This window comes from Citrobacter sp. RHBSTW-00944 (assembly GCF_013615435.1).
Lineage (GTDB): Bacteria > Pseudomonadota > Gammaproteobacteria > Enterobacterales > Enterobacteriaceae > Citrobacter > Citrobacter braakii.
In genome coordinates this window covers 5,077,055-5,099,387 of sequence record NZ_CP055418.1, presented here as the reverse complement: position 1 = coordinate 5,099,387, position 22,333 = coordinate 5,077,055, and the positions used below count along the sequence as shown (strand labels likewise).

At 52.7% G+C, this 22,333-nt stretch carries 15 protein-coding genes, 3 tRNA genes and 3 rRNA genes; 15 read left to right on the top strand and 6 right to left on the bottom strand.

What is annotated here, in order from left to right:
• Positions 1–139: 139 nt before the first annotated feature.
• Both rbsK and rbsR read left to right on the top strand, forming a co-directional pair.
• Positions 140–1,069: a ribokinase gene (gene rbsK / locus HV334_RS24765; protein ID WP_181221008.1), complete on the top strand. Its 930-nt coding sequence runs from the start codon at positions 140–142 to the stop codon at positions 1,067–1,069.
• A gap of 3 nt (positions 1,070–1,072) precedes the next feature.
• Positions 1,073–2,065 (top strand): ribose operon transcriptional repressor RbsR, encoded by a 993-nt coding sequence (gene rbsR, locus HV334_RS24760; protein ID WP_016155093.1) that lies wholly within the window; start codon positions 1,073–1,075, stop codon positions 2,063–2,065.
• Here rbsR and mdtD read toward each other — a convergent pair.
• A complete protein-coding gene (gene mdtD, locus HV334_RS24755) occupies positions 2,031–3,458 on the bottom strand; it encodes a multidrug transporter subunit MdtD (RefSeq protein WP_016157827.1) in 1,428 nt (475 codons plus the stop codon). The genes rbsR and mdtD overlap by 35 nt on opposite strands.
• 1 nt (position 3,459) lies before the next feature.
• Positions 3,460–4,164 carry a FadR/GntR family transcriptional regulator gene (locus HV334_RS24750; protein WP_181221007.1) on the bottom strand — a complete coding sequence of 235 codons (705 nt, stop codon included), beginning with the start codon at positions 4,162–4,164 and terminating at the stop codon, positions 3,460–3,462.
• A 454-nt stretch (positions 4,165–4,618) separates the two neighbouring features.
• On the opposite strand from HV334_RS24750, the gene HV334_RS24745 reads away from it, so the two are divergent.
• From HV334_RS24745 to HV334_RS24720, 6 genes are all read left to right on the top strand, one after another.
• A 16S ribosomal RNA gene (locus tag HV334_RS24745) occupies positions 4,619–6,160 on the top strand.
• Positions 6,161–6,245: 85 nt separating this feature from the next.
• Positions 6,246–6,321: transfer RNA gene (locus tag HV334_RS24740), tRNA-Glu, on the top strand.
• Positions 6,322–6,541: 220 nt separating this feature from the next.
• Positions 6,542–9,448 (top strand): 23S ribosomal RNA (locus tag HV334_RS24735).
• Positions 9,449–9,545: 97 nt separating this feature from the next.
• Positions 9,546–9,661 (top strand): 5S ribosomal RNA (gene rrf / locus HV334_RS24730).
• Together the 16S, 23S and 5S rRNA genes with 3 tRNA genes alongside form the textbook arrangement of a ribosomal RNA operon.
• A 55-nt stretch (positions 9,662–9,716) precedes the next feature.
• Positions 9,717–9,793, top strand: a tRNA-Asp gene (locus tag HV334_RS24725).
• A 52-nt stretch (positions 9,794–9,845) separates the two neighbouring features.
• Positions 9,846–9,921 (top strand) — tRNA-Trp (locus HV334_RS24720).
• Between the two features lie 100 nt (positions 9,922–10,021).
• Here HV334_RS24720 and hdfR read toward each other — a convergent pair.
• On the bottom strand, positions 10,022–10,867 hold the full coding sequence (hdfR, locus tag HV334_RS24715; RefSeq protein ID WP_094761725.1) for an HTH-type transcriptional regulator HdfR: 846 nt from the start codon (positions 10,865–10,867) through the stop codon (positions 10,022–10,024).
• Positions 10,868–10,973: 106 nt separating this feature from the next.
• Between hdfR and maoP the strand changes: the two genes are divergently transcribed.
• Entirely contained in the window at positions 10,974–11,312 is a 339-nt protein-coding gene (gene maoP, locus HV334_RS24710) for a macrodomain Ori organization protein MaoP (protein ID WP_003018025.1), read from the top strand.
• A 24-nt stretch (positions 11,313–11,336) separates the two neighbouring features.
• Here the strand turns inward: maoP and HV334_RS24705 are convergent, their stop codons facing one another.
• Positions 11,337–12,857 carry a YifB family Mg chelatase-like AAA ATPase gene (locus HV334_RS24705; protein WP_046274875.1) on the bottom strand — a complete coding sequence of 507 codons (1,521 nt, stop codon included), beginning with the start codon at positions 12,855–12,857 and terminating at the stop codon, positions 11,337–11,339.
• Positions 12,858–13,210: 353 nt separating this feature from the next.
• Between HV334_RS24705 and ilvL the strand changes: the two genes are divergently transcribed.
• From ilvL to ilvA, 6 genes are all read left to right on the top strand, one after another.
• Positions 13,211–13,309, top strand: coding sequence for an ilv operon leader peptide (ilvL, locus tag HV334_RS24700; protein ID WP_001311244.1), 99 nt, complete (start codon positions 13,211–13,213; stop codon positions 13,307–13,309).
• A 139-nt stretch (positions 13,310–13,448) separates the two neighbouring features.
• A complete protein-coding gene (gene ilvG / locus HV334_RS24695; protein ID WP_047499578.1) occupies positions 13,449–15,095 on the top strand; it encodes an acetolactate synthase 2 catalytic subunit in 1,647 nt (548 codons plus the stop codon).
• Entirely contained in the window at positions 15,092–15,355 is a 264-nt protein-coding gene (ilvM, locus tag HV334_RS24690) for an acetolactate synthase 2 small subunit (protein ID WP_003018017.1), read from the top strand. The genes ilvG and ilvM overlap by 4 nt, the downstream gene beginning before the upstream one ends.
• A gap of 17 nt (positions 15,356–15,372) precedes the next feature.
• A complete protein-coding gene (locus HV334_RS24685) occupies positions 15,373–16,302 on the top strand; it encodes a branched-chain amino acid transaminase (protein WP_003829030.1) in 930 nt (309 codons plus the stop codon).
• 156 nt (positions 16,303–16,458) lie between these two features.
• Positions 16,459–18,309: a dihydroxy-acid dehydratase gene (gene ilvD / locus HV334_RS24680; protein WP_049043201.1), complete on the top strand. Its 1,851-nt coding sequence runs from the start codon at positions 16,459–16,461 to the stop codon at positions 18,307–18,309.
• 5 nt (positions 18,310–18,314) lie between these two features.
• On the top strand, positions 18,315–19,859 hold the full coding sequence (gene ilvA / locus HV334_RS24675) for a threonine ammonia-lyase, biosynthetic (RefSeq protein ID WP_141876197.1): 1,545 nt from the start codon (positions 18,315–18,317) through the stop codon (positions 19,857–19,859).
• Between the two features lie 63 nt (positions 19,860–19,922).
• Here ilvA and fabV read toward each other — a convergent pair whose 3' ends face one another.
• Entirely contained in the window at positions 19,923–21,116 is a 1,194-nt protein-coding gene (gene fabV / locus HV334_RS24670; protein WP_016155101.1) for an enoyl-ACP reductase FabV, read from the bottom strand.
• A 175-nt stretch (positions 21,117–21,291) separates the two neighbouring features.
• Positions 21,292–22,194, bottom strand: a complete 903-nt coding sequence (gene ilvY, locus HV334_RS24665; RefSeq protein ID WP_181221006.1) for an HTH-type transcriptional activator IlvY — start codon at positions 22,192–22,194, stop codon at positions 21,292–21,294.
• Positions 22,195–22,333: the final 139 nt, after the last annotated feature.

Sequence of the window (22,333 nt, the reverse complement as noted above, 5' to 3'; positions counted from 1 at the left end):
CCGATTCAGGTCGCTCGCGGCCTGATGGAGACATAAAGACGCCATCCCCGTATCGGGTTTTGGGGATGAAAGCGTAAAAAGAAAAGCAGGGCACGCGCCACCCTAATCCGGTGGCGCACTTTGACTTGGAACACCAAATATGAAAACCGCAGGCAACCTCGTTGTTCTTGGCAGTATCAATGCCGATCACATCCTCAACCTTAACTCTTTCCCGACACCTGGTGAAACCGTAACCGGTAACCATTATCAGGTCGCATTTGGTGGTAAAGGCGCGAATCAGGCTGTTGCTGCGGGGCGTAGTGGCGCGAATATCGCATTTATTGCCTGTACGGGTGATGATGATATTGGCGAAAGTGTTCGTAAACAGTTAGCCAAAGATAATATCGATATTGCGCCGATTAGCGTAATTTCGGGGGAATCGACCGGTGTGGCGTTGATTTTTGTGAATGGTGAAGGTGAGAACGTCATCGGCATTCATGCTGGTGCGAACGCGGCACTTTCGCCTGCGCTGGTGGAAGCTCAGCATGAGCGTATTGCCAAGGCGTCCGCCTTACTGATGCAGTTAGAGTCGCCGATCGAAAGCGTACTGGCTGCGGCAAAGATTGCACATCAAAATAAGACCACGGTAGCCCTTAACCCGGCCCCGGCACGTGAACTTTCTGACGAACTGCTGGCGCTGGTGGATATTATTACCCCGAATGAAACCGAGGCTGAAAAGCTCACGGGGATCCGGGTTGAAAACGATGAAGACGCGGCCAAAGCTGCGCATGCATTGCACGCGAAGGGGATCCATACTGTACTGATTACCTTAGGCAGTCGCGGTGTGTGGGCCAGCGTAAATGGTGAAGGTCAGCGTGTGCCTGGGTTTAAAGTGGACGCCGTTGATACCATCGCCGCTGGGGATACCTTTAACGGCGCGTTAATTACAGCGTTACTGGAAGAGACTCCGCTGCCTGAAGCGATCCGATTTGCACATGCCGCTGCGGCGATTGCGGTCACCCGTAAGGGCGCACAGCCTTCCGTTCCATGGCGCGAAGAAATAGAAGCGTTTTTAAGTCAACAGAGGTAACGCTTGGCTACAATGAAGGACGTCGCCCGCCTGGCGGGGGTTTCCACGTCGACGGTTTCTCACGTCATTAATAAAGATCGCTTTGTCAGTGAGTCTGTCACTGACAAAGTTGAAGCGGCGATTAAAGAGCTTAACTACGCGCCCTCAGCGCTGGCGCGTAGTCTCAAGTTAAACCAGACCCACACTATTGGCATGTTAATCACTGCCAGTACCAACCCCTTTTATTCCGAGCTGGTGCGCGGCGTTGAACGTAGTTGTTTTGAACGCGGCTACAGCCTGGTGCTGTGCAACACTGAAGGTGATGAACAGCGCATGAACCGTAATCTGGAAACGTTAATGCAAAAACGGGTGGACGGCTTGCTGCTGCTCTGCACGGAAACACATCAACCTTCCAGGGAGATCATGCAACGCTATCCTTCTATACCGACCGTCATGATGGACTGGTCGCCTTTTGATGGTGAAAGCGATCTGATCCAGGATAACTCCCTGTTGGGCGGGGATTTAGCCACTCAACATCTTATCGAAAAAGGTTTTACGCGCATTGCCTGCATCACCGGGCCGCTGGATAAAACTCCGGCGCGTTTACGTCTGGAAGGATATCGGGCGGCAATGAAGCGGGCGGGGTTGCCGGTCCCGGAAGGTTACGAGATTACCGGTGACTTTGAGTTCGGCGGCGGCTTTGAAGCTATGCAAACGTTGCTGTCGCATAAACAGCGACCGCAGGCCGTTTTTACCGGCAATGATGCCATGGCGGTTGGCGCGTATCAGGCTCTGTACCAATCGGGATTGCGCATTCCGCAGGATATGGCGGTGGTGGGTTATGATGATATCGAGCTGGCGCGCTATATGACGCCGCCGCTGACGACCATCCATCAACCAAAAGATGAACTGGGCGAACTGGCCATCGATGTATTAATCCACCGGATGGCGCAGCCCGCATTACAGCAACAGCGCCTGCAACTTACTCCTGTTTTGATGGAGCGGGGGTCGGTTTAGGATTATGTCGCTCTTTAATCAGATTACGTCCATCTTTTGCTTTTAGCAGCATGAACATCAGCGCAGACACTACCGTGATAGCGCCCATCGTCATAAAGGTGTAGTGGAACTGCTCGACCGTATTGGTTCCTTCCATACCTTCATAGATACGCAGAACGGCAGCGCTGATGGCGACCCCTAAACTGATTGATAACTGCTGAGTAACGGCCAGCACACTGTTGCCGCTGCTGGCGTTTTCATCGGTCAGGTCTGCCAGAGTGATGGTATTCATGGAGGTAAACTGGGTGGACATCGCCATACCCAAAATGAACAACGGCAGGATCAACATCCAGACCGGCATGGCGGGAGATTGCAATGCGAACTGCGCAATCATCAGGCCGATAAATACCGTAACACCCACCAGTGTGGTTCTGTAGCCGAGCCGGCGCAGCACCTGCGTCACCATTGATTTCGCCAGTATTGATCCCAGCGCCGTTGGCGCCATCATGCAACCGGCTATCAGCGCCGGGTATCCAAAGCCTACCTGCAACATCAGCGGCATTAAGAAGGGCACGCACCCTGTACCCAGACGAGTGGCAAGGTTTCCGGCGATCCCGACGGAAAAAGTTCGGGTCTTAAATATAGGAAGCGATATTAGCGGCGTTGGGTGACGACGCGCGTGGCGAATGTAGGCGAGCAGTAACAGAATGCTGGCAAGAATAATGCTGAGCGCTATCCAGGTCTCGACAAGCTTCTCACCGAACAGCTCTACCCCGCTGGAAAACAACACCAGGCTCAAACCAAACAGAAAGAAACCGGTCATATCAAAACCGCGGCGCGGCGTGGTGAAGTTCGGCATATATTTGCGGGCATAGAAGATACCGGCAACCCCAATTGGAATATTAATCAGGAAGATCCAGTGCCAACTGGCCCACGTGACCAGTACACCGCCCAATACCGGGCCTAAAATCGGCCCCACAAGTCCAGGCATGGTTACGAAGTTAAGCACGGGAAGCAGTTCGCTGCGGGGGTAAGCACGTAATAATGCCAGACGGGCAACGGGCATCATCATAGCGCCGCCAATGCCCTGAATGATGCGGAAAATCACCAGTTCGCTTAGGGAGCTGGACAGCGCACAGGCCAGCGAACCCAGCGTAAACAGGCTAACAGCTATCATAAAGACGCGCCGGGTACCAAACCTGTCTGCCAGCCATCCACTCACCGGGATCAGCATCGCGACCGTCAGGGTGTAACTGATAATGGCTGACTGCATGGCGAGCGGAGAGCGGTTAAGGCTGTGTGCTATTGCGGGTAAGGCGGTATTGAGGATCGTGGCGTCTAGTGCCTGCATAAAAAAGGCCATGGCTGCTATCCACGGTAGCCCGGCCATACTGCGTGATTTCTTTTCTGACATATTATTTATCCGGTAGCACGTTCGGTGCTATCAGCAATGCCTGACAGGCAGCGAAGGCGCGATCGCCATCGCTCTCATCTATTGCGTCGACAATGGACTGGTGTAAATCCAGCTTGACCACGTCGTTATAGGTAATAGAGGTAAAGTAGGTCTGGTAAACGGAATGGAAGAGTGACGCGAAGGAGATAAGGAACGGGTTCGCACTCATTTCATAGATGTGTTCATGCCAGGCGATATCAACCTCAATCCAACGCTCGCGTCTGAAGTTTCTTTTCAGCTCGACCATTTCTTCCATCAGCGTGTTGAGATGCGCTTTCTGTTCTGCCGTACCTATAGTCGCCGCCAGTAAACACGCCTGAGGCTCCAGGCTGATACGCATCACCAGAAAATGTTTAATGACCTGAGAGAAATTATCTTCTGTCATCCACCAGGTGAGCAGCTCCTGGTCGAGGAAGTTCCAGTTTGCCTGCGGCATGACGCGTGTACCAATACGCGGGCGCGGTAATACCATACCTTTTGCCGTTAACGTCTTTACCGCTTCTCTTACCGCGGTACGACTCACGCCAAACTGATCACCCAGCTCTATTTCGCCAGGCAATATAGCGCCCGGTGCGTATTCACCTTTTAATATTCGCTGAGCCAGCTTTTCGGCCAGAACGTAGGACAGGTTTTTCTGTGCGGCTAGCTGTTGGGCATTTAACGGCATGAATGGTTTTCCTTACTTTATTTCTTATTCATTAGTATGCCACCTGGAAGTGTTATTGCGGCTGCAAAAACGGCAATTTGCTTATTTTATGGCATGTTAATGGTGGTTTTGCTGAAAAAACACGCACTCGGAAAGTTATTTTAAATTTCCCCTTGTCAGCCTGAAATAACTCCCTATAATACGCCTCCACTGACACGGAACAACGGATTACAAACCGCCGGGTCAGCGGAGAAAAGCGAAAATAAACGCTTGACTCTGTAGCGGGATGGCGTAATATGCACACCCCGCGCCGCTGAGAAAAAGCAAAGCGGCACTGCTCTTTAACAATTTATCAGACAATCTGTGTGAGCACTCGAAGATACGGATTCTTAACGTCGCAAGACGAAAAATGAATACCAAGTCTCTGAGTGAACACGTAATTCATTACGAAGTTTAATTCACGAGCATCAAACTTAAATTGAAGAGTTTGATCATGGCTCAGATTGAACGCTGGCGGCAGGCCTAACACATGCAAGTCGAACGGTAGCACAGAGGAGCTTGCTCCTTGGGTGACGAGTGGCGGACGGGTGAGTAATGTCTGGGAAACTGCCCGATGGAGGGGGATAACTACTGGAAACGGTAGCTAATACCGCATAACGTCGCAAGACCAAAGAGGGGGACCTTCGGGCCTCTTGCCATCGGATGTGCCCAGATGGGATTAGCTAGTAGGTGGGGTAACGGCTCACCTAGGCGACGATCCCTAGCTGGTCTGAGAGGATGACCAGCCACACTGGAACTGAGACACGGTCCAGACTCCTACGGGAGGCAGCAGTGGGGAATATTGCACAATGGGCGCAAGCCTGATGCAGCCATGCCGCGTGTATGAAGAAGGCCTTCGGGTTGTAAAGTACTTTCAGCGAGGAGGAAGGTGTTGTGGTTAATAACCGCAGCAATTGACGTTACTCGCAGAAGAAGCACCGGCTAACTCCGTGCCAGCAGCCGCGGTAATACGGAGGGTGCAAGCGTTAATCGGAATTACTGGGCGTAAAGCGCACGCAGGCGGTCTGTCAAGTCGGATGTGAAATCCCCGGGCTCAACCTGGGAACTGCATCCGAAACTGGCAGGCTAGAGTCTTGTAGAGGGGGGTAGAATTCCAGGTGTAGCGGTGAAATGCGTAGAGATCTGGAGGAATACCGGTGGCGAAGGCGGCCCCCTGGACAAAGACTGACGCTCAGGTGCGAAAGCGTGGGGAGCAAACAGGATTAGATACCCTGGTAGTCCACGCCGTAAACGATGTCGACTTGGAGGTTGTGCCCTTGAGGCGTGGCTTCCGGAGCTAACGCGTTAAGTCGACCGCCTGGGGAGTACGGCCGCAAGGTTAAAACTCAAATGAATTGACGGGGGCCCGCACAAGCGGTGGAGCATGTGGTTTAATTCGATGCAACGCGAAGAACCTTACCTACTCTTGACATCCAGAGAACTTAGCAGAGATGCTTTGGTGCCTTCGGGAACTCTGAGACAGGTGCTGCATGGCTGTCGTCAGCTCGTGTTGTGAAATGTTGGGTTAAGTCCCGCAACGAGCGCAACCCTTATCCTTTGTTGCCAGCGATTCGGTCGGGAACTCAAAGGAGACTGCCAGTGATAAACTGGAGGAAGGTGGGGATGACGTCAAGTCATCATGGCCCTTACGAGTAGGGCTACACACGTGCTACAATGGCATATACAAAGAGAAGCGACCTCGCGAGAGCAAGCGGACCTCATAAAGTATGTCGTAGTCCGGATTGGAGTCTGCAACTCGACTCCATGAAGTCGGAATCGCTAGTAATCGTGGATCAGAATGCCACGGTGAATACGTTCCCGGGCCTTGTACACACCGCCCGTCACACCATGGGAGTGGGTTGCAAAAGAAGTAGGTAGCTTAACCTTCGGGAGGGCGCTTACCACTTTGTGATTCATGACTGGGGTGAAGTCGTAACAAGGTAACCGTAGGGGAACCTGCGGTTGGATCACCTCCTTACCTTAAAGAACCGACCTTTGTAGTGCTCACACAGATTGTCTGATGAAAAGTAAATAGCAAGGCGTCTTGCGATTGAGACTTCAGTGTCCCCTTCGTCTAGAGGCCCAGGACACCGCCCTTTCACGGCGGTAACAGGGGTTCGAATCCCCTAGGGGACGCCACTTGCTGGTATGTGTGAGTGAAAGTCGCCGACCGAAGTATCTCAAAACAGACTTTCGAGTCTCGTTTGAGATATTTGCTCTTTAAAAATCTGGAACAAGCTGAAAATTGAAACGACACACTGTTTCATTTCTCCGTAAACAAGAAATGAAAAGCGGTGTGTTCGAGTCTCTCAAATTTTCGCAACACTGAAGTGTTTTACGAAACATCTTCGGGTTGTGAGGTTAAGCGACTAAGCGTACACGGTGGATGCCCTGGCAGTCAGAGGCGATGAAGGACGTGCTAATCTGCGATAAGCGTCGGTAAGGTGATATGAACCGTTATAACCGGCGATTTCCGAATGGGGAAACCCAGTGTGATTCGTCACACTATCATTACGTGAATACATAGCGTAATGAAGCGAACCGGGGGAACTGAAACATCTAAGTACCCCGAGGAAAAGAAATCAACCGAGATTCCCCCAGTAGCGGCGAGCGAACGGGGAGCAGCCCAGAGTCTGAATCAGCATGTGTGGTAGTGGAACGGTCTGGAAAGTCCGGCGATACAGGGTGATAGTCCCGTACACAAAAGTGCATGTGTTGTGAACTCGAAGAGTAGGGCGGGACACGTGGTATCCTGTCTGAATATGGGGGGACCATCCTCCAAGGCTAAATACTCCTGACTGACCGATAGTGAACCAGTACCGTGAGGGAAAGGCGAAAAGAACCCCGGCGAGGGGAGTGAAAAAGAACCTGAAACCGTGTACGTACAAGCAGTGGGAGCCTCTTTATGGGGTGACTGCGTACCTTTTGTATAATGGGTCAGCGACTTATATTCTGTAGCAAGGTTAACCGAATAGGGGAGCCGAAGGGAAACCGAGTCTTAACTGGGCGTTAAGTTGCAGGGTATAGACCCGAAACCCGGTGATCTAGCCATGGGCAGGTTGAAGGTTGGGTAACACTAACTGGAGGACCGAACCGACTAATGTTGAAAAATTAGCGGATGACTTGTGGCTGGGGGTGAAAGGCCAATCAAACCGGGAGATAGCTGGTTCTCCCCGAAAGCTATTTAGGTAGCGCCTCGTGAACTCATCTTCGGGGGTAGAGCACTGTTTCGGCTAGGGGGTCATCCCGACTTACCAACCCGATGCAAACTGCGAATACCGAAGAATGTTATCACGGGAGACACACGGCGGGTGCTAACGTCCGTCGTGAAGAGGGAAACAACCCAGACCGCCAGCTAAGGTCCCAAAGTCATGGTTAAGTGGGAAACGATGTGGGAAGGCACAGACAGCCAGGATGTTGGCTTAGAAGCAGCCATCATTTAAAGAAAGCGTAATAGCTCACTGGTCGAGTCGGCCTGCGCGGAAGATGTAACGGGGCTAAACCATGCACCGAAGCTGCGGCAGCGACACTATGTGTTGTTGGGTAGGGGAGCGTTCTGTAAGCCGTTGAAGGTGTGCTGTGAGGCATGCTGGAGGTATCAGAAGTGCGAATGCTGACATAAGTAACGATAATGCGGGTGAAAAACCCGCACGCCGGAAGACCAAGGGTTCCTGTCCAACGTTAATCGGGGCAGGGTGAGTCGACCCCTAAGGCGAGGCCGAAAGGCGTAGTCGATGGGAAACAGGTTAATATTCCTGTACTTGGTGTTACTGCGAAGGGGGGACGGAGAAGGCTATGTTAGCCGGGCGACGGTTGTCCCGGTTTAAGCATGTAGGCGGAGATTCCAGGTAAATCCGGAGTCTTGTTAACGCTGAGGTGTGATGACGAGGCACTACGGTGCTGAAGTAACAAATGCCCTGCTTCCAGGAAAAGCCTCTAAGCATCAGGTAACACAAAATCGTACCCCAAACCGACACAGGTGGTCAGGTAGAGAATACCAAGGCGCTTGAGAGAACTCGGGTGAAGGAACTAGGCAAAATGGTGCCGTAACTTCGGGAGAAGGCACGCTGATATGTAGGTGAAGTGATTTACTCATGGAGCTGAAATCAGTCGAAGATACCAGCTGGCTGCAACTGTTTATTAAAAACACAGCACTGTGCAAACACGAAAGTGGACGTATACGGTGTGACGCCTGCCCGGTGCCGGAAGGTTAATTGATGGGGTTATCCGTAAGGAGAAGCTCTTGATCGAAGCCCCGGTAAACGGCGGCCGTAACTATAACGGTCCTAAGGTAGCGAAATTCCTTGTCGGGTAAGTTCCGACCTGCACGAATGGCGTAATGATGGCCAGGCTGTCTCCACCCGAGACTCAGTGAAATTGAACTCGCTGTGAAGATGCAGTGTACCCGCGGCAAGACGGAAAGACCCCGTGAACCTTTACTATAGCTTGACACTGAACACTGGTCCTTGATGTGTAGGATAGGTGGGAGGCTTTGAAGTGTGGACGCCAGTCTGCATGGAGCCAACCTTGAAATACCACCCTTTAATGGCTGGTGTTCTAACGTAGACCCGTAATCCGGGTTGCGGACAGTGTCTGGTGGGTAGTTTGACTGGGGCGGTCTCCTCCTAAAGAGTAACGGAGGAGCACGAAGGTTAGCTAATCCTGGTCGGACATCAGGAGGTTAGTGCAAAGGCATAAGCTAGCTTGACTGCGAGAGTGACGGCTCGAGCAGGTGCGAAAGCAGGTCTTAGTGATCCGGTGGTTCTGAATGGAAGGGCCATCGCTCAACGGATAAAAGGTACTCCGGGGATAACAGGCTGATACCGCCCAAGAGTTCATATCGACGGCGGTGTTTGGCACCTCGATGTCGGCTCATCACATCCTGGGGCTGAAGTAGGTCCCAAGGGTATGGCTGTTCGCCATTTAAAGTGGTACGCGAGCTGGGTTTAGAACGTCGTGAGACAGTTCGGTCCCTATCTGCCGTGGGCGCTGGAGAATTGAGGGGGGCTGCTCCTAGTACGAGAGGACCGGAGTGGACGCATCACTGGTGTTCGGGTTGTCATGCCAATGGCATTGCCCGGTAGCTAAATGCGGAAGAGATAAGTGCTGAAAGCATCTAAGCACGAAACTTGCCCCGAGATGAGTTCTCCCTGACCCTTTAAGGGTCCTGAAGGAACGTTGAAGACGACGACGTTGATAGGTCGGGTGTGTAAGCGTAGCGATACGTTGAGCTAACCGATACTAATGAACCGTGAGGCTTAACCTTACAACGCCGAAGGTGTTTTGGCGAAAGAGACATCGAAATTCAGCTTGATTACAGATTACATCGACAGACCGAGAGGTGTGTTGATAAACAGAATTTGCCTGGCGGCTGTAGCGCGGTGGTCCCACCTGACCCCATGCCGAACTCAGAAGTGAAACGCCGTAGCGCCGATGGTAGTGTGGGGTCTCCCCATGCGAGAGTAGGGAACTGCCAGGCATCAAATTGCAGTAAACCGGGATGAATAATCCGGGTAGTGACAAAGAAATTCGGTGGAGCGGTAGTTCAGTTGGTTAGAATACCTGCCTGTCACGCAGGGGGTCGCGGGTTCGAGTCCCGTCCGTTCCGCCACTTATTAGAAAATTAAGCCTGCTACCAAGCAGGCTTAATGATAAGAAAATTTAGGGGCGTAGCTCAGTTGGTAGAGCACCGGTCTCCAAAACCGGGTGTCGCGAGTTCGAGTCTCTCCGCCCCTGCCAGAAATAATCCTTAGCATTTTTGCTAAGGATTTTTTTTTACCTGCAATTTGAATCGTGCCTTCCTGCTGTTTTACTCCCGGCATCCTTGCCTATATTTTCTTTAATTTTCCAGAATATTCGTTCTTAGCAGATCGCAAATTAGTCCATTTTTATCGCTGTTTTGCAGCCAAACTGCATATAAAGGACGTGAAAGCGTTGTACTGTCGGTAACCGTATGGAGATCGCTTTTGGTTTTGGCCCAGTTGACGGGAAGCCAGCTAAAGCCCTTAATCACTGAAAGTTGCTGCCTGGCCAATTCTGCCGAACTGGTGGTGAGTACCGGCACTTCATCTCCCGCTATTAGTCCCGCTTCGTGTTGTTGAAAATCGGGTCCCCATTCCAGGCGTAAATAATTCAGCTCATCTTTGGTTTGCGACGGAGAGCTGCAATAGAGCGCCAGCGTGAAATATCCCAACAGTTGGCTGCTAAATTCGTCCATTTTGGGTGTTTCGGTAGTAATCAGTAGATCAAGCTGTCGTTCATGAAGCTGTTTTACTAACGATTGGCGTTGAGCGATCCTCGCTTCAAACTGTAGGCTGGATTGTGGCTCCTGAGATTGATACAAACGCTTCAACCAGTCATTAAGCATGCACTCCCAGAGAGATGCGCTGGCACCGATAGAAAACTCGTTATGCCGCGAGGTATTCGCGACTTCCTTACGTGCTGCCTGCCACGTATTCATCAACGTTTCGGCGTAAGGCAATAATTTTTCACCTGCAGCGGTTAAACGGATATTGTTTCTGTGTCGGGTGAACAGGTTTACACCCAATTGATTTTCCAGTTGTCTGATCCGGAAACTAACCGCTGATTGGGTCAGGTAGAGTGCTTCAGCAGCCCTGCCAAAGTGGCGTGTCCGGCTAACTTCCAGGAAAGTTTTTAACAATTCCGTATCCACAACTCGCTCCATAAAATTATTTGTCGTTATGATTTAAATCTTTTGTTTGACGCTCTGTCAAGCGTAACTAATACTCCGCGCCATAAATAGCTCGGCCAAAGAATTAGGAGCGTGCAGGATGGCGGAAAGCTTTACGACGACTAATCGATATTTCGATAATAAATATTATCCCCGCGGATTCTCCCGTCATGGTGATTTCACCATTAAAGAAGCACAACTGCTTGAGCGTCACGGTTATGCTTTCAACGAGCTGGATCTGGGCAAGCGTGAGCCGGTAACTGAAGAAGAAAAACTGTTTGTTGCGGTATGCCGTGGTGAACGTGAGCCGGTTACCGAAGCTGAACGTGTGTGGTCTAAATACATGACGCGTATTAAGCGTCCAAAACGCTTCCACACCTTATCGGGTGGGAAACCTCAGGTGGAAGGCGCAGAAGACTACACCGAATCTGATGATTAATAAAAAAGGGCGAAAGCCCTTTTTTTATGTCAGTAGTTTCTGCAGATGAATGAGTAACCTGTCTATCGCTCGGTACCCAACGGCCTCCTGTAAATGCTGGCGAGAGATGTGATCACATTGTTCGATATCCGCAATCGTTCGAGCGACCTTAATCAGGCGCAGCCAGGCGCGGATAGACAATCCGAGATGCGCGAGCGTTTCTTCAAGCCACTGTGCATCGTCGCTACGTAGTAGGCAGTATTTATGGATATCCTGACTGTCCAGATGTGCGTTTAACTTATTTTGCCGCTGATACTGACGCTCTCGCGCTGCCATAACACGTTGCTTCACCGTTGCGCTATTTTCCCCTTTCATCGCGCTCTGGCTGAGTATACCGGGCGGCGGTAAGGGAATTTCGAGGGAGAGGTCGAAGCGGTCAAGAAATGGACCTGACAATCGATTTAGGTAGCGCAGCGTCTGTTCTGGGGTACAGCGGTTATGGTTCCCCTGATAATGGCCCGTCGGGCTTGGATTCATCGCAGCTATGAGTTGAAAGCGTGCGGGATAGGTTATTTTTGCTCTGGTGCGGGATAGATGGATCTGCCCGGACTCGATGGGTTCGCGCAGTGCATCCAGCGTGCGCCGCTCAAACTCGGGTAGTTCATCCAGAAACAGTATGCCGTTGTGCGCCAAAGAGATCTCTCCTGGCGCAGGAATAGAGCCTCCACCGACCATGGCGGTTAATGAAGCACTGTGATGTGGCGAGCGAAAAGGGCGTTGCTTCCACTGTTTTTGTATCGTGTCGGAATGGATCAGACTGAGTATCGCGGCACTTTCCAGCGCTTCATCGTTGCTAAGTGGAGGGAGCAGCCCTCTGAGTCGACTGGCTAGCATAGTCTTTCCCGTACCCGGCGGGCCGATGAGCAAGAGGTTGTGGCCGCCTGCTGCGGTAAGCTCCAGCCCGCGTTTACCCTGTTCCTGGCCGATAACATCGCTCAGATCATCGGCTAATGCGTTAGGCGTAAAATCTGCGGATGATGGCCTGTCTAAATCATGCTTACCTTCGAGAAATGCGCATACGGTCTGCAGGTGATCGGCGATCAGGCACCCTTCGCCGTGTATCAGTCCAACTTCAGCGGCATTCTCTTTTGCGACAATAATTCGCCTGCCTGCACGAATGGCCTCGGTTGCGCTTGATATCGCGCCGGGAACGCCGCGTAGCGCGCCTGTAAGCGCTAATTCACCTACCAGCTCGTAGGTGTCGAGATTGTGGGGTGTAAGCTGCTCAGAAGCGGCCAGAAGCGCAACAGCGATAGGTAAATCATATCGCCCCCCTTCTTTCGGGAGATCGGCCGGAGCGAGGTTTATAGTTATTTTCTTTGCCGGGAATTCATAACCGCTATTAATAATCGCACTGCGTACCCGATCGCGAGCCTCTTTCACCGTCGTTTCGGGCAGCCCCACCATGGTTAAACCAGGCAGGCCGTTGCTGATATGTACCTCGATGGTAATGGCTGGCGCATTCACGCCTAGCGCGGCGCGTGTGTGAACAATCGATAGTGACATAATTCCTCCTGATAAAAGTATTATGTCGCAATACATCGCGGCAAGATTTCACATAATTACGGTTTTTAGATGCTGATTCTCGTATTTTTGCGCAACGTATAATTGCTTGCATTAAGCCTGGAATGACGCCCGCAAATGCTTTTGAATGGTGTTTGTATTGGGGATCGGGTTACCGAGGATCGCCTGAAGCGTGAAATATTTTCATTTTTGATTTTTTTGTATAAAAAACAACGGTATTTATCTAAACCGTTAACGACGTCAGAAAAACGAATAAAAAAATATCTTGTGTCACTTGCAAATTCTATGGTAACTCTTTAGGTATTCCTTCGAACAAGATGCAAGAAAATACAAAAATGACAGCCCTTCTACGAGTGATTAGCCTGGTCGTGATTAGCGTGGTGGTGATTATTATCCCACCGTGCGGGGCTGCACTTGGACGAGGAAAGGCTTAGAAAACAAGCCTTAACGAACTAAGACCCCCGCACCGAAAGGTCCGGGGGTTTTTTTTGACCTTAAAAACATACACGAGGAGCAGAAAGTGAACGGTAGCATAAAATTCTGTTTCTCAAGATTTACGGCGGGGATGTAACTATGAATGGGGCACAGTGGGTGGTACATGCGTTGCGTGCACAAGGGGTTCAAACCGTCTTTGGTTATCCTGGTGGCGCAATTATGCCGGTTTACGATGCGTTGTATGACGGCGGCGTAGAGCACCTGTTGTGCCGACACGAGCAGGGTGCGGCAATGGCGGCGATTGGCTATGCCCGTGCGACCGGTAAAACCGGCGTTTGTATCGCTACTTCCGGCCCTGGCGCAACCAACCTGATCACGGGCCTTGCCGATGCGCTGTTAGATTCTGTTCCAGTGGTGGCGATCACCGGTCAGGTGGCATCACCTTTCATCGGAACGGATGCGTTCCAGGAAGTGGACGTGCTGGGGATGTCTCTGTCCTGCACCAAACACAGCTTCCTGGTACAGTCACTCGAAGAGCTGCCGCGTATCATGGCTGAGGCTTTCGCCGTGGCTAATTCCGGTCGTCCGGGTCCGGTTCTGGTTGATATCCCGAAAGACATCCAATTAGCCAGCGGTACGCTGGAGCCATATTTTACGACCGTCGAAAACGTAGAGACGTTTCCGCACGCTGACGTTGAGCAGGCTCGTAATATGCTGGCGCAGGCGCAAAAGCCCATCCTTTACGTAGGTGGTGGCGTAGGTATGGCGCAGGCGGTCCCGGCCCTGCGTGAATTTATCGCGGTAACCCAAATGCCGGTCGCCTGCACGCTGAAAGGTCTGGGCGCAGTAGATGCTGACTACCCGTACTATTTGGGCATGTTGGGAATGCACGGTACTAAAGCCGCGAATTTCGCGGTGCAAGAGTGCGATTTACTGATTGCGGTTGGCGCACGTTTTGATGACCGGGTGACTGGCAAGCTGAATACCTTCGCACCGAACGCCAGCGTAATCCACATGGATATCGACCCAGCGGAAATGAACAAACTGCGCCAGGCACACGTGGCGCTGCAGGGGGATTTAAATTCTCTTCTGCCAGCATTACAGCAATTGATGAAGATTGACGAATGGCGTCAGCACAGCGCTGAACTGCGCGCAGAACATACCTGGCGCTACGACCATCCGGGGGAAGCTATCTATGCGCCACTGTTGTTAAAGCAGTTATCCGATCGCAAACCTGCGGATAGCGTAGTGACAACGGATGTGGGCCAGCATCAGATGTGGTCGGCACAGCATATGACCTACACTCGCCCTGAAAATTTCATCACGTCGAGCGGTCTGGGGACGATGGGCTTTGGCCTGCCAGCAGCGGTTGGCGCGCAGGTTGCTCGCCCGAATGATACGGTAATCTGTATCTCCGGTGACGGTTCCTTCATGATGAATGTACAGGAATTGGGCACCGTAAAACGCAAGCAGTTGCCGCTGAAGATAGTTTTACTCGACAACCAGCGGTTAGGCATGGTGCGACAATGGCAGCAGCTGTTTTTCCAGGAACGTTATAGCGAAACCACCCTTACCGATAACCCCGATTTCCTCATGTTGGCCAGAGCCTTCGGCATTCCTGGTCAACACATCACCCGTAAAGACCAGGTTGAAGCGGCACTCGACACCATGCTGAACAGCGAGGGGCCATACTTGCTTCATGTCTCAATCGACGAACTTGAGAATGTCTGGCCTCTGGTGCCACCTGGCGCCAGTAACTCAGAAATGCTGGAGAAATTATCATGATGCAACATCAGGTCGCCGTTGAGGCTCGTTTTAATCCGGAAACGTTAGAACGTGTTTTACGCGTGGTACGTCATCGTGGTTTTCAGGTGTGCTCCATGAATATGGAAGCCGCCAGCGATGCGCAGAATATAAATATCGAATTGACCGTTGCCAGCCCCCGGTCGGTCGACTTACTGTTTAGTCAGTTAAGTAAACTGGTAGATGTTGCACATGTTGCTATCTGCCAGAGCACAACCACATCACAACAAATCCGCGCCTGAGCGCAAAAGGAAGAAAAATGACGACGAAAAAAGCTGATTACATTTGGTCTAATGGCGAGATGATTCGTTGGGAAGACGCGAAGGTCCACGTGATGTCCCACGCGCTGCACTACGGTACTTCTGTATTTGAAGGGATCCGTTGCTACGATTCTCACAAAGGGCCGGTAGTGTTCCGTCATCGCGAACATATGCAGCGTCTGCGTGATTCAGCCAAGATCTATCGTTTTCCCGTTTCTCAGAGCGTTGATGAGCTGATGGAAGCTTGCCGTGAGGTGATTCGTAAAAACAACCTGACCAGCGCCTATATCCGTCCGCTGGTGTTTGTTGGCGACGTAGGGATGGGCGTTAACCCGCCTGCGGGATACACCACTGATGTGATAATCGCCGCGTTCCCATGGGGGGCTTACCTCGGTGCTGAAGCGCTGGAGCAGGGGATCGACGCGATGGTTTCTTCCTGGAACCGCGTTGCGCCGAACACGATTCCTACCGCTGCTAAAGCAGGTGGTAACTATCTGTCTTCGCTGCTGGTGGGTAGTGAAGCGCGTCGTCATGGCTACCAGGAAGGCATTGCGCTGGATGTGAATGGCTACATCTCCGAAGGCGCGGGCGAAAACCTGTTTGAAGTAAAAGACGGCATTCTGTTTACCCCGCCGTTTACCTCTTCCGCGCTGCCGGGTATCACCCGTGACGCGATCATTAAGTTGGCGAAAGATCTCGATATCGAAGTGCGTGAGCAGGTGCTGTCTCGTGAATCGCTGTACCTGGCCGACGAAGTGTTCATGTCCGGTACCGCGGCCGAAATCACCCCAGTACGCAGCGTCGATGGTATTCAGGTGGGCGAAGGCCGCTGCGGTCCGGTCACCAAACGCATCCAGCAGGCCTTCTTTGGCCTCTTCACCGGTGAAACGGAAGATAAATACGGCTGGTTGGATTCAGTAAACCAATAACAAAATTAATATTTCCCCAAAATAGTTCACGTTGCAGGAACACGGCAACGCAGCGAGCCCCAGGAGCTTACTTTAGTAGGTGACTGGGGGGAGCGAGGCAGCCCTCAGCAGCGGCGTGAATTATGCAGGGGAAAGACAGACGGGAGTTAATCAAGCATGCCTAAGTATCGTTCTGCTACCACCACCCACGGCCGCAATATGGCGGGTGCCCGCGCACTGTGGCGCGCCACCGGGATGACCGATGATGACTTCGGTAAACCGATTATCGCTGTGGTGAACTCCTTTACCCAGTTTGTGCCGGGCCACGTCCACCTGCGCGATCTCGGTAAGCTGGTTGCCGAACAAATCGAAGCCTCAGGCGGCGTGGCGAAAGAGTTCAACACCATCGCCGTAGATGATGGTATCGCCATGGGTCATGGCGGCATGCTTTATTCACTGCCGTCGCGTGAGCTGATCGCCGATTCAGTGGAATATATGGTTAACGCCCACTGCGCCGATGCGATGGTCTGCATCTCTAACTGCGATAAAATCACCCCCGGGATGTTAATGGCCTCTCTGCGGCTAAACATTCCGGTGATCTTTGTTTCCGGCGGCCCAATGGAAGCCGGGAAAACCAAGCTCTCTGACCAAATCATCAAGCTTGATCTGGTTGATGCGATGATTCAGGGCGCAGACCCGAAAGTCTCAGACTCGCAGAGCGAGCAGGTTGAACGTTCGGCCTGTCCGACCTGCGGCTCGTGCTCCGGGATGTTCACCGCCAACTCGATGAACTGCCTGACCGAAGCGCTGGGTCTGTCGCAGCCGGGTAACGGTTCGCTGTTGGCGACTCACGCCGACCGTAAAGAGCTGTTCCTCAACGCAGGTAAACGCATCGTTGAGCTGACCAAACGCTACTACGAGCAGGATGACGCTTCAGCCCTGCCGCGCAACATTGCCAGCAAGGCGGCGTTTGAGAACGCCATGACGCTGGATATTGCGATGGGCGGTTCCACCAACACCGTTCTGCACCTGCTGGCGGCCGCGCAGGAAGCGGAAATCGACTTCACCATGAGTGATATTGATAAGTTATCCCGCAAAGTCCCGCAACTGTGTAAAGTTGCGCCGAGTACGCAGAAATACCATATGGAAGACGTGCACCGCGCGGGCGGCGTACTGGGTATTTTAGGCGAGCTGGATCGCGCCGGTCTACTGAACCGCAACGTGAAAAACGTGCTGGGACTGACTCTGCCGCAAACGCTCGATAGTTATGACGTCATGCTGACCAAAGACGACGCGGTGAAAAAAATGTTCCGCGCAGGTCCGGCTGGCATCCGTACCACCCAGGCGTTCTCGCAGGATTGTCGTTGGGACACCCTGGATGATGACCGCGCAGAAGGTTGCATTCGCTCGTTGGAACATGCTTACAGCAAAGACGGCGGCCTGGCAGTCTTGTACGGTAACTTCGCGGAAAATGGCTGTATCGTAAAAACCGCTGGTGTGGATGACAGCATTCTGAAATTCACCGGCCCGGCAAAAGTGTATGAAAGCCAGGACGATGCGGTTGAAGCTATCCTCGGCGGTAAAGTGGTTGCCGGCGACGTGGTGGTGATTCGCTACGAAGGGCCGAAGGGCGGGCCAGGCATGCAGGAAATGCTCTACCCAACCACCTTCCTGAAATCTATGGGTCTCGGTAAGGCCTGCGCGCTGATTACCGACGGTCGTTTCTCTGGCGGTACTTCGGGGCTTTCCATTGGTCACGTTTCTCCTGAAGCGGCCAGCGGCGGTAATATCGCAATTATCGAAGATGGCGACATGATTGCTATCGATATCCCGAATCGTGGCATTCAACTGCAACTGAGCGATGCGGAAATCGCTGCGCGCCGTGAAGCGCAAGAAGCTCGTGGTGACAAAGCCTGGACGCCAAAAGATCGTCAGCGTCAGGTCTCCTTTGCGCTGCGCGCTTACGCCAGCTTGGCAACCAGCGCCGACAAAGGTGCGGTGCGCGATAAGTCGAAACTAGGGGGATAATGACCATGGCGGATTCTCAACCCCTCTCCGGCACTCCAGAAGGCGCCGAGTATCTCAGAGCAGTGCTGCGTGCGCCGGTATACGAAGCGGCGCAGGTCACACCGCTACAAAAAATGGAAAAACTCTCTTCGCGCCTCGATAACGTGATTCTGGTGAAGCGCGAAGACCGTCAACCCGTTCACAGCTTCAAGCTGCGCGGTGCCTATGCCATGATGGCCGGTCTGACCGAAGAGCAAAAAGCGCATGGCGTAATCACCGCATCGGCAGGTAATCATGCTCAGGGCGTAGCTTTCTCTTCTGCGCGATTAGGCGTGAAGGCGCTGATTGTCATGCCTACGGCTACCGCTGATATCAAAGTCGATGCCGTTCGCGGTTTCGGTGGTGAAGTACTGTTACACGGCGCGAATTTTGATGAAGCCAAAGCCAAAGCGATTGAGCTGTCGCAGCAGCAGGGTTTTACCTGGGTTCCTCCGTTCGACCATCCGATGGTGATTGCCGGGCAGGGCACGCTGGCACTGGAGTTATTGCAGCAGGATGCCCACCTTGATCGTGTATTCGTGCCAGTGGGTGGTGGCGGATTAGCGGCAGGTGTGGCGGTGCTGATCAAACAGTTGATGCCGCAGATCAAAGTGATTGCCGTTGAAGCTGAAGACTCAGCCTGCCTGAAAGCGGCGCTGGATGCCGGTCAACCGGTCGATCTTCCGCGTGTTGGCCTCTTTGCTGAAGGCGTGGCGGTTAAACGTATCGGCGACGAAACCTTCCGTTTGTGCCAGGAGTATCTCGACGACATCATCACTGTCGATAGCGACGCTATCTGTGCGGCAATGAAAGATCTGTTCGAGGATGTGCGCGCGGTGGCGGAACCATCCGGTGCGCTGGCGCTGGCGGGGATGAAAAAGTACATTGCCCAGCACAACATTCGCGGCGAACGTCTGGCGCATATCCTTTCCGGCGCTAACGTTAACTTCCATGGCCTGCGCTATGTTTCCGAACGTTGCGAGCTGGGCGAACAGCGCGAAGCGTTGCTGGCAGTAACTATTCCGGAAGAAAAGGGCAGCTTCCTGAAGTTTTGCCAGCTGTTGGGAGGACGCTCGGTTACCGAGTTTAACTACCGATTTGCTGATGCGAAAGACGCCTGTATTTTTGTTGGCGTCCGTCTGAGCCGTGGGCTGGAAGAGCGTAAGGAAATCCTCCAGTTGCTTAACGAGGGCGGCTACAGCGTAGTGGATTTGTCCGACGACGAAATGGCGAAGCTGCACGTGCGCTACATGGTCGGTGGGCGCCCGTCGAAACCCTTGCAGGAGCGGCTGTACAGCTTCGAATTCCCGGAATCTCCGGGGGCGTTGCTCAAATTCCTGCATACCCTGGGGACGCACTGGAATATTTCGTTGTTCCACTATCGTAGTCACGGAACCGATTATGGTCGCGTACTGGCGGCGTTTGAGTTGGGTGAGCACGAGCCTGATTTCGAAACGCGACTGAACGAACTAGGTTATGACTGTCATGATGAAACGCATAACCCGGCGTTCAGGTTCTTCCTGGCGGGTTAGCGGTAGCCATTAAAAAAGGGTTCATGTAAAAACATGAACCCTTTTTGCAACTGTATCAGCAGATTACAGCGTGATGACTTCGAATTCGACTTCGGTGTTTACATCCGCATCGTAATCCACTTCGTCGAGACCAAAACCGAACAGATTCAGGAATTCCTGCTTGTATCCTGCATAGTCCGTTTTTTGCGCCAGGTTTTCGGTGGTGATCAGCGGCCACAGATCGCGGCATGCCTGCTGAATGTCTTCACGCAGTTCCCAGTCATCCATACGGATACGCTGGTTGTCATCAAGCGCCACTTTATCGCCGTACAGGCTGGTGGTCATCAGACGGTTGATCTGCTCGATGCAGCCTTCATGAATGCCCTGTTCTTTCATCAGCTTGAAGACCATGGAGATGTACAGCGGCATCACCGGAATCGCAGAAGAGGCCTGCGTGATAACGGATTTCAGTACAGCAACGTTAGCGGAACCGTTCAGCGGAGCCAGTTGATTACGCAGCGCGCCTGCCGCGCGGTCGAGATCTTCTTTTGCTTTGCCCAGCGCGCCGTGCCAGTAGATTGGCCAGGTAAGGTCAGTACCGATGTAGGAGTAGGCAACGGTTTTCACGCCGTCAGCCAGCACGCCTGCTTCACTCAGCGCGCCCATCCACAGTTCCCAGTCTTCGCCGCCCATAACGGTGACGGTGTTCTGAACTTCTTCTTCGGTTGCCGGCTCAATGCTGGCGGTTATGATCTGATCTTTGTTGGTATCGATCGCTTTAGAGGTATAAACCTCACCGATTGGCTTCAGCGCAGAACGGACGATTTCACCGGTTTTCGGCATTTTACGTACCGGAGATGCCAGTGAGTAAACCACCAGGTCAATCTGACCCAGGTCTTCTTTGATCAGTTTGATAACTTCGTCGCGACACTCGTCGGAGAACGCGTCGCCGTTGATACTTTTGGAATACAGACCTTCACGTTTTGCGGCCTCATCGAAGGCTGCAGAGTTATACCAGCCCGCGGAACCTGGCTTGGTTTCCGTGCCTGGTTTTTCGAAAAATACGCCGATAGTGGCGGCTCCGCTGCCAAACGCGGCGGAAATTCTGGAAGCAAGGCCGTAACCGGTGGAAGCACCGATGACCAGCACGCGGGAAGGGCCGTTAGCTATTTTCCCGTTTTTCTTCACATAATCGATCTGTTTTTCCACATTGACTTTGCAGCCAGTCGGATGGGTCGTTGTACAGATGAATCCACGAATTTTTGGTTTGATTATCATAATGATGGCTAATTAAGTTTGTATTTTCGCTGTCAAGTGCGCAATGACACCGTCTGTTCTGGCTTGCTAAACGTGATGGTTAACAAGCCCCCCACATCTATTATGGCACGGGACATTATACAGAAAAGGAGTGCCAATACTGAATCTACCACTGATTTTAGGCCTGACGCTGGTACTACTCGGCGGATTTGCGCTCCAGAACAATCTTCCAGAACGCGTCGATCAGCGGCTCATGCAGCCGTTTTTTCGGCGCGCAGACGCCTAGCTCGAACGGTGTTTTTTCGTCGCTGCGTTCTAAAATCATCACGCGATTCCGTACCGGCTCCGGGCTGTTTTCCAGCACCACTTCCGGCAGCAGCGCCACACCGCAGCCCAGCGCCACCATCGAGACCATCGCTTCGTGCCCCCCGACCGTGGCGTAAATCGATGGGTTGCTGATTTTGTGACGGCGGAACCACAACTCGATGCGGCGGCGTACCGGCCCCTGGTCGGCCATGATAAACGGCACCGTCGACCAGTCCGGCTTATCGACCGAAACCTGATTCCGTACCGGGCAAGGCAATGCTGGTGCGATCAACACTACCGTTAAATTCTCCAGCATCGAGAATGCTACTGCGCCGGGCAGCGTCTCCGGCTTACCCGCTATTGCCAGATCGGCCTCTCCGGTGACCACTTTGTCCATTGCGTCAGCGGCATCGCCGGTGGTGAGCTTAATTTCAACCGAGGGGTGCTCGGCGCGAAAGCGGTCGAGAATTGGCGGCAGGTGGCTGTAGGCGGCGGTAACCGAGCAGAAGATATGCAGCTCGCCCGACAGCGACGGTCCCTGCTGATCGAGGGTGTGGCGCAATTGTTGATACTGCAACAGCGTCTGCTGGGCAAACACTCGCAGCACTTCGCCTGCTTCGGTCAGCGTGACCGTACGGTTATCGCGCACAAACAGCGCCTGGCCGAGATCTTCTTCCAGCCGTTGGATCTGGCGTGAGAGTGTGGAGGGGCTGACGTGCATCGCCCGCGCACTGCGGCCAAAGTGGCGGCTTTCCGCCAGATGCAGGAACATTTTCAGATCGCGTAAATCCACGGACGAGCCTCCGATTTTCTACGTTGCAGATATTGCAATGTGATGTTGTGAATATATCAATTTCCGCAATAAATTTCCTGTTGTAATGTGGGTTCATTCTCGCTTAAACGCGAGCCGAACAATAAGACAGTACAACATC

What these genes read in the sequence shown, in the direction of transcription:
- ilvM (WP_003018017.1), top strand. Translation starts at nt 15,092, where the DNA reads ATGATGCAACATCAGGTCGCCGTTGAGGCTCGTTTTAATCCGGAAACG.
- HV334_RS24750 (WP_181221007.1), bottom strand. Translation starts at nt 4,164, where the DNA reads ATGCCGTTAAATGCCCAACAGCTAGCCGCACAGAAAAACCTGTCCTAC.
- HV334_RS24705 (WP_046274875.1), bottom strand. Translation starts at nt 12,857, where the DNA reads ATGTCACTATCGATTGTTCACACACGCGCCGCGCTAGGCGTGAATGCG.
- rbsK (WP_181221008.1), top strand. Translation starts at nt 140, where the DNA reads ATGAAAACCGCAGGCAACCTCGTTGTTCTTGGCAGTATCAATGCCGAT.
- maoP (WP_003018025.1), top strand. Translation starts at nt 10,974, where the DNA reads ATGGCGGAAAGCTTTACGACGACTAATCGATATTTCGATAATAAATAT.
- hdfR (WP_094761725.1), bottom strand. Translation starts at nt 10,867, where the DNA reads ATGGAGCGAGTTGTGGATACGGAATTGTTAAAAACTTTCCTGGAAGTT.
- ilvD (WP_049043201.1), top strand. Translation starts at nt 16,459, where the DNA reads ATGCCTAAGTATCGTTCTGCTACCACCACCCACGGCCGCAATATGGCG.
- ilvL (WP_001311244.1), top strand. Translation starts at nt 13,211, where the DNA reads ATGACAGCCCTTCTACGAGTGATTAGCCTGGTCGTGATTAGCGTGGTG.
- mdtD (WP_016157827.1), bottom strand. Translation starts at nt 3,458, where the DNA reads ATGTCAGAAAAGAAATCACGCAGTATGGCCGGGCTACCGTGGATAGCA.
- ilvA (WP_141876197.1), top strand. Translation starts at nt 18,315, where the DNA reads ATGGCGGATTCTCAACCCCTCTCCGGCACTCCAGAAGGCGCCGAGTAT.
- HV334_RS24685 (WP_003829030.1), top strand. Translation starts at nt 15,373, where the DNA reads ATGACGACGAAAAAAGCTGATTACATTTGGTCTAATGGCGAGATGATT.
- ilvG (WP_047499578.1), top strand. Translation starts at nt 13,449, where the DNA reads ATGAATGGGGCACAGTGGGTGGTACATGCGTTGCGTGCACAAGGGGTT.
- fabV (WP_016155101.1), bottom strand. Translation starts at nt 21,116, where the DNA reads ATGATAATCAAACCAAAAATTCGTGGATTCATCTGTACAACGACCCAT.